Source organism: Enterococcus sp. AMC1623, from assembly GCF_058216495.1.
In genome coordinates, this window is the sequence record NZ_CM177096.1 from 1,466,136 (window position 1) to 1,478,733 (window position 12,598).

Consider the following 12,598-nt stretch of genomic DNA (forward strand, 5'->3'; position numbering starts at 1 on the left):
AATTCTTTTACTTTTATCAAACAAAAAACGAAACTCTCAAAAGAATTTCGTTTGTCTTTATTATTTTTTAGTTAAAATCATTATTGCCATACTAATTAAAATCATTCCCATGAAAGCAGGCATTGTATGACTAATTATCGCGTACCCTTGACCACCAATCACTGGACCGATGACGCGTGCAAGAGCTTGAATACTCTGTGCGCCACCTTGCACGCGACCTTGTTCATTAGCGGCCACCGATTTAGATAGCAATCCATTAAAGGCGGGACCGAAAATAGCATCACCAATCCCAAATAAAGTCATCCCTATAATGAAAATAGGTACCACAGAAAAAATGGCCGATAACGCAATCAATCCATAACCAATTGTTTCGCTAATCATACCTACTGTCGCAATTTGTTTGTCAGATAATTTCGTTAACATTCTTGGCATAATAAACGCCTGTGAAAAAATATCCAAAATTCCTAAAATTGAAAAAAGAAATCCAATAAATGTTGGTTGCCAAGCAAATGTATCGATTGAAAATTGAGAAAAAATTGCTTGTAATGAACCATTAGGAACCCATATGAAAAAGCCCGTAAGTAAAAGCCATTTTACAGCTTTCTGTGTCAATAAATGCACTAACTCTCGCAAAGGATTCATCTGTTGGATCGAAATACTTGTTAAACGTTGCGACTTATCTAACGTTTCAGGCATAAAAAAATACCCATAAATAGCATTTAGTAACGTAATAACAGCTCCTGCATACATTGGAATATGGTTCCCAAATGTTGCTAAAAAACCGCCCAGACTTGGACCAATAGCTGTACCAACACCGACTAACGCACTAATCCAGCCAAAATATTTGGTGCGTTCACTAACTGGTGTAATATCTGAAAAATAAGCAAAGATAGCTGAAATTTCACCACCAGTAATCCCTTCAATCAAGCGTCCGATAAATAAAAGCATTATCGAACCACCTAAGCCAAAAATAAAATAACCAAATGCAGACCCTAATAAACTCAAAATCATAACTGGACGACGACCATAACGATCACTTAACTTTCCTAATAAAGGTGCTGCTAAAAAAACGGCCAGAGCATACATTGCCATCAGTAATGTGACTACTGTTGCTTGGCTATGTGCATTCGTGGTGTACGTCTCGACGATAAATGGTAGCACGGGACTAACAATCGTCAAACCCACCCCTGTAAGAAAAACGGAAATAAAACCAAATGTTAAAGCATGTTTATTAATAGTTGAATTCATGTAATCACTCCTTATTGTTTCTTGGTCAACAAAAATAACTTTAAACCACTTTTGTTTCCTAGTCAACAATAAAGAAATAAAAAAATATCACTCTTCTGTGATATTTTTTAAATGATAGCGATAACGTCCAATAAAGCGAAATACAGTATCAAATTCATCATCCGTCATATGTTGAAAAACAGTTTTATCTCTTTCAAGAAATGTTTGATGCAATTCCTGATGTATTTGATTAATTTCTTGTCCGGCTTTGGTTAATCGAAAATAAATCTCTTTTTTATTTTCAGCTTGTTGGTAGCTTTCAATTAATTCTTGTTTGATTAATTTTTTTGCTAATTTGCTAATAGCTCCACGGGTCATATAGCTAGCAGCTGCTAGTTTCGTCACATTTGCATAAGGAATGAGTGCAATATGTTCAATCATTTCAATTTCACTTAATGTATAATCACTTAAAGCTTTTTCCAATACTGGTTTATTTAACCACGTAATTTCATGACATAAGTCCATTAATTCACTAACTAATTGTTGTCGTCGATCCATGCAATCCCTTCTTTCCAACCAAGCATAGCAAGATTTCCAAATGATTGCAAATTCCTTCCTATTTATGCGCAACTACACGTAATCGGCGATAGTCAGCAATCCAATCACTCTCTTGCCATAATTTTTCATGAGCAGTTTCAACAAAATCAGTGAGAATCTGCTCTTGTTCTACTTCTGAGAACATAGCTAATTCCGTTTCAAAAAATTGTTTTCCCCAAATTGCTAATCCCTGTTCGCCCCCTGATAGAACTGTTGGACGATCGTAATCAACTATAGCATCAATGATAAAGCCTTGATTTTCTAATAGTTTTGCAAAATCAGCTGTTTTTGGAAAAGTAAATTTTGATTGATACGCACAATTTCGTTTTTCTAAAGCTAATTGAAAACTTTCTTCGATTACTTGAATGTTTCCATAAGCACCAAACTCACAAATCAATTGCCCTTCTGGTACTAACGCTTGATAGATCGATGATAAAAGTTGTTGATGATTATTGATCCAATGAAATACTGCATTTGAAAAAATAACCTCCCATTCATTTTCAAATGGAAGTTGTAACGCATCCATGACTTGAAATACCACTTCTGGGTAACGTTTTTTTGCTTGTGCAATCATAGATGCCGAACCATCTACACCAAGAACATTGCCATAGTTTGTCAGCTGTTTAGTTAATGTCCCGGTTCCACATCCTAAATCAAGAATTCGTTGTTCTTGATTTAATGGAATAAGTTCTAATAAACCTTTACCATATTCCGCAACAAAATCATGATGTGTGTCATAAATCAGTGCATTCCATTTCATCTAATCCCCTCCAACTAAAAAATTAGACTAACTATATCATATTATGTTTAGAATTGTAAAAAAACTACCCTTCCACAAAAGAGTAGTTTCATACGGGTCTAATCCCAAGAAGGAATGACTGCCCCACGATATTTGTCTAAAATAAATTGTTTCACTTCTTCCGTTTGATAATATTCTAAAAATTCTCGGAAAATTTCTTCGTCCGCATCTTCTTTACGTGTTACTAGATAGTTCGCTTGCTTTAAGTCTTCTGAATTTTCTACAAAAAGAGCAGAATCATCTGGGAAATAACCAGCATCAATCGCATAATTTGAATTGACCACTGCAAAATCTAAATCTTTTAATCGTAATAAAAGTTGTGCTGCATCAACTAAAATAAATTCTAACTCATAGGGATTTTCTTTGACATCATTTACTGTTACTTCTTGACCTACCCCTTCTGGTAAAGTAATCAATCCCGCATCTTGCAAGACTAACAACGCACGACCTTCTTGGGTTGCTGAATTTGGAAGCCCCACTTTCGCACCTTTTTTAACTTCGTCCAATGAAGTCAATGAATCTGAATATACAGCCATCGGTAAAGTAATAGTGGGCGATAACGGTTCTAGTTCAAACCCTTCTGTCTGAACTATTTCTGTTAAATATGGTTTTGTTTGGAATAAATTCGCATCTAAATCACCGTCAGCCAACGCACGATTGGGTGCAACAAAATCATCAAACACTTTCACTTCAATTTCAAAGCCATCTTTGCTCGCCGTTTCTTGCACATGTTTAATAATTTCTTCATGCGGACCACTTGTCACACCAATTGTCAACGGTTGCTCAATTGCACTACTTTCTTTTTTACCACACGCTCCCAATAAAAATAATGCGCTTAATCCTAATCCTAAAAGTACTTGTTTCTTCATTTTATCTCCCCCTTATAATGTTTGTTCCAATAAAAAAAGCCCTCACTTAAACAACAGTTTAAGCAAGGACGTATTCCAATACGTGTTACCACCTAGATTTCAGAAAAACGTCGCCATTTTTCCCTTATACAGTACAGGAAACTTTTCCGATACCATTGCATGTTTAACGGGTGCATCCGTCACGACTTAATGTTTCCACTCGGCCATGCCACTTAGAATAATTCTTATTAAAGACCATTTTCCATTGTTCACACATTACCCGCTTTCAGCATTTACGAGCTCTCTTTAAATGGTTTCGAATGTACTTATCTCCATGAGTGTTTAATGAGATTAAATTAGAGTAATCTCATCTTATCAAAGCAACGCTTCACTGTCAACATTTTAGAATATTCCCATGAAACTTACAGGTATAAATTTCTTTTGCTTTTTATAAAAAAAGCTGCACCCTTCATCAAGGGTGCAGTTAGTATTTCAGGTCTATTCTTCTTCAGCCATGAAATTAAGTTCATTTATATTAGTTGAAGATAGTTGATATTTAAATGATTTTTGAATAGAGTTAATCACTTTATTGATGATAATTCTTATTGATTGGTTTTCTGGTCGTATTCAAGTTGCGTGGCGTGCTTTTGGTAAGAAATCATAAGACCTGGTTAAACAAATTTTTGTTTTATAATGTTTTACAGAGGAATAAAACGTGTGGAATCAGTATTTAATGATTCATATAATTCCACTGCGTTAGATAAAATTATATTCTGTCATTACCTCAAATCATTACCACAACATGGCAAGTTGGCTGATTGAAGAATAGCTCTCCATCTACTATTTATGCCATATTTTTAATTTTCTATCGTCCGGTAAATAAATCGTTGATGTAAAGAGAATAAAGATATACCTTCTGGTAGTACTAAATTTCTTAACGTTCAGGACAAGATATTCAACGTTTGGGCTATTTTTGATTTTAACGAGAAAAAAAAGAAGATACTCTGATTATAAAATTGAAAGGCGTTTTTATTAATGAAAAAAATCATCATTGTATTCATGTCACTTATTTTACCATTGTCTGTTGTTATGCATTCAGGGGCTAGCATGGTTTACGCTGATAACATTGTAAATTCTGAAAATACTGTGGAGGAATTATTTTCAGAGGAAGATGATACTGACCAGTTGCCTGAGGTTCTAGATGAAGATTTGAATGAGGAGTCTTTAACTGATTTTATTGTTGAGTATTTGAATAATGAAAATAATCCTGACGTTGAATTCACAGATACTGGTGTTTACATTGATGGTATTTATTATACTCCAGAGGAATTTGAAGAGCTATTAGATGGAATGGTGGAGCCAACTGAGTTAGAAGTGAAACTTACTGATGATCAGCCAAGTGTAGGTACTTTTAGTGTCGGGACGGCATTCTTTATCCCAGCTATAGGACAAGCAACGGTTTGGTTATATCCTGTACCGGGAGTTGGTCAAGTCGCAGTCGTTGCAGTTGCATCAGTAGGAGCAGTTTATGGTACCTATATTCTCTCAAAAAATATTGTAAAAGCGGGGCACTGGGCATATACTTCAATTAGAAACTACGTAAACTCAAAACCTCGACCAAAAACTAAGTCTACAACTTCATATAATTATCAAAAATCTGTCACTTATGTTGATTATATAGTCTATAAATATGGTATTCCTAAACGTTTACTAGATGCAAACGGAAATGTAAGAGTAAGAGATTTTAATCAAAAAGTAACTGGACGTAATAGACCTACATGGAAAGAGCCTAAGTCTGGTTGGATAAAGGAAAAGGATGATACTAATCACGCGGGAAAGAAGTGGAAAATAAAAGATAAACAAGGAAATCGAAAGGCTTCTGTTGATGGAAACGGAAAAATAATTTCAAAATAAAATATAAAATGAAGTGAGGAACTATATGTCAAATGAAGAGTTATATCGAGAATCTTATACCCATGGAAAACAAATTTTTGAAGAGAAGAATCTTTGTGAGCCGGGGTTTATGTCAGAACATTTTTTGTATTTAACGCCTAAGAAAAAGTATCTGTATAAATGCATTGATCATCTTCCAAAGAGAATGGATAGCAAGCTTTATTTATACGAATTTGACTTTAATCGATATTCTACTGATGAAAAACAACGAAATAATTATTTCGACTATTTAAAAAGATTTAGACGTTCATTGATGACTATCTTGGGTTATGGAGATACTATTTTCTTAGAACGTACACAATTTGAAGAGAAAGATTTTACTTTACTTAAATTAGCCGCTACTACGACAGACTATAAAACACTTGACGAAGCGATTATTTATTCGTTAAATGACCATGACGCAACAATAATTTCAGTTCCTAGTTTATCTCTGTTACTTTTTGTTGGAGAAATGTGTATTATTTACATCACAGCTGATGAAACAACGGAAAAATTAATTCATGAGGTATCATTAGCAAATGGTTTGTATACTCATGAATATCAGATGATGGATTGAAACACTGCAAGATATAAGTGATTTGGTAGCCAAAATCCTATTTAAACTACTTTTTAAATTTAAAATGTTGATAAAGCCTTTTTAAGATGTACAAAATGGGGGTATAAGATAAACTGTGTAAGTTGCTAATTCTAGATGAAGCAGCTGCACAGTTTTTCTTTTTAATTTCATCCAAAATTAAACGAGGAGTGATTAGAAAAAAACGAGACAAAAAATCTGTAGAGTTAACCCAGTCCATTGTTGATACTTACCAGCCTGAAAGCGTAGAAGACATGCAAAATGCTTTAACGGGATCAACTAGAAAGTCTCTTCCAATACTTGGAATCAAAAAGAAGTACCTATAGAGCAGATTGCGATAAAACTTTACTGCGAAGGAAGCTCAGAATCGCCTTAGACATTCATCACTTAAATTAACAATGGATACTTACGCTCACTTAACTAAAGAAACCAAAGAAAAAACCGTAGAAAAGCTTGCAGAGCACCTAAATTTCTAGCAGAACGTATTCAATCTCGTGTTCAAACAAAAACACAAAAAAGCTGAACCCTTATCCATCAAGGGTTCAGCAATCATTTAAAGCTTATTCTTCTTCTTCAGCCATGAAAGTGTTGAACACTTCTTCGATCATGTCCCACTCTTTATCTGTTTTGATTTCTTCTAAGTCGCCTTCAGTACCATCGGCATTTTCAACGTAAGCATATGCTTGTAATTCTACTTCTTCGTCTTCTGGTACTCCAGCTGGATATAATAATACATAATTGCGTCCGAATTCTTCTTCACCATCAATTGTTAATAAGATTTCGTAAAGTGTTTCATTACCTTGGTCATCTACTAAAGTAATGTGTTCATGTCCTTCATGGTTATGATCATGTGTATGTTCTGTCATGTTCTTTTTTCCTCTTTCCTTGTGTTAAGTTTAAAACAATTTTTTGCCTGCGCCATCTAAATAGTTTTGTAAAATCATTACTGCTGCTACTTTATCGATAACTTTCTTACGTTTAGCACGTGATGTGTTGGCTTGTTCCACCAACATCCGTTCCGCTTGAACAGTAGTTAAACGCTCATCTTGATAGGTAACAGGAATATGATAAAGCTCTTCAATTTTTTTACCGTAAGCCATAGAAGCTTCGGCTCTTGGACCAATCGTGTTATTCATATTTTTAGGAAGACCAACGACAAATTGATTGACTTCATACTGATCAACCAGTTCTTTCAAACGGTCAAAACCAAATTCGCCTTCATCTTCATTAATTCGAATAATTTCTACACCTTGAGCGGTCCATCCCATTGGATCACTGACAGCAATACCCACTGTTCGTGAACCAACGTCCAGTCCCATTACTCTCATTATAGATTGACCCCATGATTTTCTAAATAGAAACGAATTAACACTTCTAAAATCTCATCACGCTCATGGCGACGAATCAAATTACGAGCCTCGCGATAACGAGGAATATAAGCCGGGTCTCCAGAAAGTAAGTAACCCACGATTTGGTTAATTGGATTGTACCCTTTTTCTTCTAGTGCGCTATACACAATCGCTAACGTTTCACTTACTTCTTTTTTTCGACTATCATCAAAATCAAAACGTACCGTTTCATCTGTAAAACCCATTAATATGACACCTCTTTCTCCGAATAAGTTTGCGACTTCTCCTTGTCTATTGTACTAAACATCACCAGAAACTACAAACAAATACTTTGCTTTTATCTTACTATAATTTATTTTTGTGATAAATTTATGAATTTACTACTAGTTTTTTGTTTTCTATTAAATTACTGTAAAATAACATGTAATTGTTCGTTATCTCCTCTTTTTCTTTTTTAAATGATTGACGAGATGACTGGTTCTATTCTAAAGTACATACAAGGAGGAATGGACACATGCAAACAGTTACGTTTACCTATGCACAAGACCAAATTGCAAGCAAACAACTAGTTTTACTTTATTTATCTATGCCCAATTGTAGTGTCTGTCATGCTGTAAAGCCACAAGTTGAACAATTATTCAAAAATAGCTCGTTACCAATGTTTCATCTCGATGCTAATACGTATCCTGAAGTTGCAAGTACTTTTCAAGTTTTGACTGCTCCAGTTATTTTGCTCTTTTTTGAAGGCAAGGAAGTGCATCGTTAAGCACGTTTTATTGATTTCAAAAAACTAGAGGAACTTGTAAAAAACTACCAGTCTATAAATCTATCGGTTAGTTATGATGAACTTTTCAGCTAAAAAACACCCCATCATCAAAAAATGTAGTGACCCCAAAAAGTTAGACTTTTATGGAGTGGAGAAATCCACTCCTTTTTTCATATTTATTGTTTGCTTGTTAGGCAGTGAGTTGTGTTGCCTTTCGAAATTGAACAGGGCTTTGCCAGTTCAACTTCTTTTTCATTCGTTCATTATTGTAATAGTAAATATACTGATCAATCGCTATTTTTAGTTCATCGAAGCTCTGATAAATCTCTCCATGAAAGATTTCTTGTTTCAAAATACTAAAGAAGTTTTCCATAGGCGAATTATCTAAACAATTTCCTTTTCGAGACATACTTTGAAAGATTTTATGTTGGTTCAGTTTATGACGGTAAGCCTTCATTTGGTAAGCCCAACCTTGATCTGAGTGGAAGGTTCTACGAACAGAGCAGTCGTTGGTAACCTGAATTGCTTCTTCTAATCCATCCATCACGGCTACCGCATTGGGTTTCTTTGAAACCCGATAAGACAGAATTTCACTGTTGTACAAATCCATAAATGGATCTAAATAAAGTTTTTTCTGACGAACGACACCAGCTATATCTATTTCAAAGTATTTGAATTCAGTTGTATCAGTGGTAATTTTTTGATGACAAACACTGGTATAGAAACGACGATGAATGCGATTTTTAGCGACTGTGCCGACTTTTCCTCGATAAGAATTATAGCGTCGAGATTTGCGGGTATAGGACGTCACTTCGATGCCCAACTTTTTAATCAGCCTTTGAATTTTCTTTTTATTAACAAGGAAGCCACGCTTCTTCAGTTCTTCTGTCATGCGTAGGCATCCGTAATCCTTATGGTCTTTTCGAATCTCCAACATTTCGTCCTCGATTTCTTGGTTAGGATTCATACGGTTAAACCGTTTTTGCCAATACATAAAAGTAGCTTTCGGAAATTTCAATGTGTCAAGAAGCTCCACTAATTTGAATGATCCTCGGAGGCTGTCGATGATTCGTGCGATTGATTCCTTCGTCTTTGTTGGGCTTCCTGTTTTCGCAGCTTCCTCAATTCTTTTAAAAAGGCATTCTCGATTTCGAGAGTCCGAATGCGTTTTTCGAGCACTTTCATTCGATCTTGTTCTTCAACTGTAGGATTAGTAACAGGTTTAGCCTTATTCTGATCTTTTTTAGGCAAGGTAGATAGCCGTCCCTTCGTATTTGAGAGTCCATCGATTCCTTGATCCCGAAATTTCCGCATCCAGTTGGCAATCAGCGCAGGATTGTTTATCCCAAATTGATTGGCAATTTCTCGATAGGACAACTCACTTGTTTGATATAACTTTATCGCATCTAGCTTTAATTGAACAGGATAAGAATTATTTTGCCTTTTTCGAAGCAGCCCTTCTTCACCAAATTCTTGGTAAGAATTGACCCAGGTTCGTAGTTGCTTTGTGTCCTTTAGCCCATATTTCTTCGTTAGAAATAAATAGCTACCTTCCTTGTCAAGATATTCTTGAACAACCTTCAACTTAAATTCAAAACGATATTTTGCCATAAAAACACCGACCTCCAAAAGTTAGATTTTTGGTCTAACTTTTGGGGGTCGGTACAAAAATGATTTGGGGTGTTTTTGTTATTCTGCTATCGTTTCGCCTTCTGAACCAGAATGTAAGAAATAAATTAAAGTTTGTAATTCATTTGTTAAATCGACATTTTGAATTAACACATCGCTTGGTGCTGTAATACGAGCCGGTGTAAAGTTTAAAATCCCTTTAATGCCAGCTTCTACTAATTCATTCACCACATCTTGTGAACGTTGTGCAGGAACAGTTAAAATCGCAATATCAATTTGTTGAATCGCAATCTGTTCTTTCATATCCGTCATTGGATAAACTGGAATACCGTCTACAATACGTCCTACAATATCAGGATTTACATCAAATGCCGCACTCACGCGGATGCTATTGCTTTGATGGAATTTGTATTTTAGTAACGCGCTTCCTAAATTCCCAACACCAATTAACGCAACATTTGTCATTTGATCATCATTTAATGTTTTAGCAAAAAATTGCATTAAATCTTGAACATCGTATCCGTAACCACGTTTTCCTAATTCGCCAAAATAAGAAAAATCACGGCGAATAGTTGCACTATCAACTTGAACAGCTTCACTCAATTCAGTCGAAGAAACTTTTTTCTTTCCAGCATTATTTAAGATTCGCAAATAGCGATAATATAGAGGCAATCGTTTCGCTGTTGCCTTTGGTATTTGATTTTCTTTCACTTTTATAGACCTCCGTTTGTGAAATCTTCACTAGTACAAAGAGTATCATATCAAAAAGAACTAAAAAAAAGCAATTTGATTGCTCAAAAATAAGCGATTTTCACGAATTTTCTTGCAAATCGTTTTTTAGCCATCTCGCTAAGTCTTAGAAAATGTGATAGACTAACACTGATTCGTCCATTAAATGAAAAGAATTTAGAAGTGAGGATACTATGATTTTATTACAAGCCAACCAAATCGCCCGTCTCTTCGGTGCTGAGGTTCTTTTTGAAAATCTTCAATTAGAAATTAGTAGCCGTGCTCGCATTGGACTTGTGGGTAGAAACGGTGCTGGTAAATCAACTTTCTTAAAAATTATCGCTGGTATCGAAGCACCTGATGCTGGTACGATAGCTAAAAATAAAACTGCTACTATGGGCTATTTAGCTCAAGATACGGGGCTAATTTCAAACGCAACCGTTTGGGAAGAGATGCTCGATGCCTTTGCTGAAGTTCGGCTAATTGAAAAACGTATGCGTGAATTGGAAATTGCTATTAGTGAGACAGATCCAACGACGCCAGACTATCAAACTATTTTAAAAGAATACGATCGTTTACAACATGACTTTTCGGAAAAAAATGGCTATGGATATGAAAATGAAATTCGCTCTGTATTGCATGGTTTTCAATTTGATGCTACTTTTTACAGTCAAAAAATAGCTACACTTTCTGGTGGACAAAAAACTCGTCTAGCATTAGCCAAAATGTTATTGCAAAGTCCAGATATTCTAATTCTCGATGAACCAACTAACCACTTAGATATTGAGACATTAGCTTGGTTAGAAGGCTATCTACAAAATTATTCAGGTTCCCTTCTAATCGTTTCACATGACCGTTATTTTCTAGACAAAGTTGTTACGGAGATTTATGAAATTAGCCGTCGTAAAATGCGTCATTACAAAGGAAACTATAGCCGTTATTTGGACTTAAAAGCAGAGCAATTAGCAAGTGATTGGAAAGCCTATGAAAAACAACAAACCGAAATTAATAAACTGGAAGATTTCGTTGCTCGAAACTTAGTGCGTGCTTCGACAACCAAACGGGCACAAAGTCGTCGCAAACAATTAGAAAAAATGGATCGATTAGACCGACCGCAAGGGGATGAAAAATCGGCTCATTTCCTATTTGATATCGAAAAACCTTCTGGTAATATCGTCTTACAAGTGGAAGATGCCGCCATTGGTTATTCAATAGAAGAAATTTTATCAGACCCAATCAATCTGGATATCCGTCGTAAAGACGCCATTGCCTTAGTCGGGCCTAACGGAATTGGAAAATCTACCTTATTGAAATCAATTATTGGTGAACTACCTTTTATCCGTGGCGCAGCAACATTTGGTGCCAATGTTGCGACTGGTTATTACGATCAAGGACAAACGAATTTACATCAAAATAAAACTATTTTGCAAGAATTATGGGATGAACATCCAACAACTCCTGAAGTAGACATTCGAACCGCATTAGGTGGTTTCTTATTTTCTGGTGAAGATGTTGACAAACCCATCGCTTTATTAAGTGGTGGCGAAAAAGCTCGGGTCGCTTTAGCAAAATTAGCGATGAATCGAGAAAATTTTTTAATTCTTGATGAACCCACCAACCATTTAGATATCGACAACAAGGAAGTTTTAGAAAATACCTTAATTGACTATGAAGGAACGCTTTTCTTCGTTTCTCATGACCGTTACTTTATTAATCGTATTGCGACAAAAGTAATTGAGCTTTCTGAAAATGGTAGTAAACTTTATTTAGGTGATTATGACTATTATTTAGAAAAGAAACAAGAAGAAGCGGAAATTGCGGCCCTTTTAGAAGAAAAAGAAGAGACTGTCACCGTTTCAACAGGAAAACAAAACTTTCAACAAAGCAAAGAACAACAAAAAATTATCCGTAACTTAAAACGTAAAATTGAAAAAATAGAAGAAGAATTAGCAACATTAGATGAAGAAATTACAACTTCTCAAACTCAAATGACTGAACCAGAAATCTTAAATAACCATGTAAAGTTAAATGAATTGAATCAGTTTGTTGAAACTGCCCAACAACGTCAAGAACAATTAATGGAAGAATGGGAAACATTAAGTCTTGAGTTAGAGGAATTAAATTAAC

Annotated in this window: 13 protein-coding genes and 2 pseudogenes; 5 read left to right on the forward strand and 10 right to left on the reverse strand. The window is 35.2% G+C overall.

The window, feature by feature from the left end:
• Positions 1-60: 60 nt before the first annotated feature.
• From AC4BC7_RS07230 to AC4BC7_RS07245, 4 genes are all read right to left on the reverse strand, one after another.
• Positions 61-1,248: an MFS transporter gene (locus tag AC4BC7_RS07230; protein ID WP_490504255.1), complete on the reverse strand. Its 1,188-nt coding sequence runs from the start codon at positions 1,246-1,248 to the stop codon at positions 61-63.
• Positions 1,249-1,335: 87 nt separating this feature from the next.
• A complete protein-coding gene (locus AC4BC7_RS07235; protein WP_207941230.1) occupies positions 1,336-1,785 on the reverse strand; it encodes a MarR family winged helix-turn-helix transcriptional regulator in 450 nt (149 codons plus the stop codon).
• A gap of 58 nt (positions 1,786-1,843) precedes the next feature.
• Positions 1,844-2,584, reverse strand: a complete 741-nt coding sequence (locus AC4BC7_RS07240; protein ID WP_490504256.1) for a methyltransferase domain-containing protein — start codon at positions 2,582-2,584, stop codon at positions 1,844-1,846.
• A 98-nt stretch (positions 2,585-2,682) separates the two neighbouring features.
• The gene (locus tag AC4BC7_RS07245; RefSeq protein ID WP_207941232.1) at positions 2,683-3,492 is read right to left on the reverse strand and encodes a MetQ/NlpA family ABC transporter substrate-binding protein; all 810 of its coding nucleotides are present in this window, start codon (positions 3,490-3,492) and stop codon (positions 2,683-2,685) included.
• A gap of 1,014 nt (positions 3,493-4,506) precedes the next feature.
• Between AC4BC7_RS07245 and AC4BC7_RS07250 the strand changes: the two genes are divergently transcribed.
• The 3 genes and pseudogenes from AC4BC7_RS07250 to AC4BC7_RS07260 all read left to right on the forward strand — a co-directional run.
• Positions 4,507-5,385 carry a hypothetical protein gene (locus AC4BC7_RS07250; protein ID WP_207941233.1) on the forward strand — a complete coding sequence of 293 codons (879 nt, stop codon included), beginning with the start codon at positions 4,507-4,509 and terminating at the stop codon, positions 5,383-5,385.
• A gap of 109 nt (positions 5,386-5,494) precedes the next feature.
• Positions 5,495-5,980 carry a hypothetical protein gene (locus tag AC4BC7_RS07255; RefSeq protein WP_490504257.1) on the forward strand — a complete coding sequence of 162 codons (486 nt, stop codon included), beginning with the start codon at positions 5,495-5,497 and terminating at the stop codon, positions 5,978-5,980.
• Between the two features lie 371 nt (positions 5,981-6,351).
• Positions 6,352-6,474, forward strand: a pseudogene (locus tag AC4BC7_RS07260) (site-specific integrase); the annotation flags it as partial.
• Between the two features lie 84 nt (positions 6,475-6,558).
• Here the strand turns inward: AC4BC7_RS07260 and AC4BC7_RS07265 are convergent.
• Genes AC4BC7_RS07265 through AC4BC7_RS07275 form a run of 3 tightly spaced genes read right to left on the reverse strand, consistent with a single transcriptional unit; the run spans position 6,559 to position 7,592 of the window.
• Positions 6,559-6,864, reverse strand: coding sequence for a DUF1292 domain-containing protein (locus AC4BC7_RS07265; RefSeq protein WP_207941236.1), 306 nt, complete (start codon positions 6,862-6,864; stop codon positions 6,559-6,561).
• 30 nt (positions 6,865-6,894) lie between these two features.
• On the reverse strand, positions 6,895-7,326 hold the full coding sequence (ruvX, locus tag AC4BC7_RS07270; protein ID WP_207941238.1) for a Holliday junction resolvase RuvX: 432 nt from the start codon (positions 7,324-7,326) through the stop codon (positions 6,895-6,897).
• On the reverse strand, positions 7,326-7,592 hold the full coding sequence (locus AC4BC7_RS07275) for an IreB family regulatory phosphoprotein (protein ID WP_207941240.1): 267 nt from the start codon (positions 7,590-7,592) through the stop codon (positions 7,326-7,328). The genes ruvX and AC4BC7_RS07275 overlap by 1 nt, the downstream gene beginning before the upstream one ends.
• Before the next feature lie 269 nt (positions 7,593-7,861).
• On the opposite strand from AC4BC7_RS07275, the pseudogene AC4BC7_RS07280 reads away from it, so the two are divergent.
• Positions 7,862-8,206, forward strand: a pseudogene (locus AC4BC7_RS07280) (thioredoxin family protein).
• Positions 8,207-8,303: 97 nt separating this feature from the next.
• On the opposite strand, the gene AC4BC7_RS07285 reads toward AC4BC7_RS07280, so the two are convergent.
• The 3 genes from AC4BC7_RS07285 to AC4BC7_RS07295 all read right to left on the reverse strand — a co-directional run bounded on the left by AC4BC7_RS07285 (position 8,304) and on the right by AC4BC7_RS07295 (position 10,453).
• A complete protein-coding gene (locus tag AC4BC7_RS07285) occupies positions 8,304-9,239 on the reverse strand; it encodes an IS3 family transposase (RefSeq protein ID WP_490504418.1) in 936 nt (311 codons plus the stop codon).
• Positions 9,149-9,724 (reverse strand): transposase, encoded by a 576-nt coding sequence (locus tag AC4BC7_RS07290; RefSeq protein WP_490503092.1) that lies wholly within the window; start codon positions 9,722-9,724, stop codon positions 9,149-9,151. The genes AC4BC7_RS07285 and AC4BC7_RS07290 overlap by 91 nt, the downstream gene beginning before the upstream one ends.
• Before the next feature lie 78 nt (positions 9,725-9,802).
• Positions 9,803-10,453 (reverse strand): redox-sensing transcriptional repressor Rex, encoded by a 651-nt coding sequence (locus tag AC4BC7_RS07295; RefSeq protein WP_207941244.1) that lies wholly within the window; start codon positions 10,451-10,453, stop codon positions 9,803-9,805.
• Positions 10,454-10,665: 212 nt separating this feature from the next.
• Between AC4BC7_RS07295 and AC4BC7_RS07300 the strand changes: the two genes are divergently transcribed.
• Entirely contained in the window at positions 10,666-12,597 is a 1,932-nt protein-coding gene (locus tag AC4BC7_RS07300; protein ID WP_207941246.1) for an ABC-F family ATP-binding cassette domain-containing protein, read from the forward strand.
• Position 12,598: the final 1 nt, after the last annotated feature.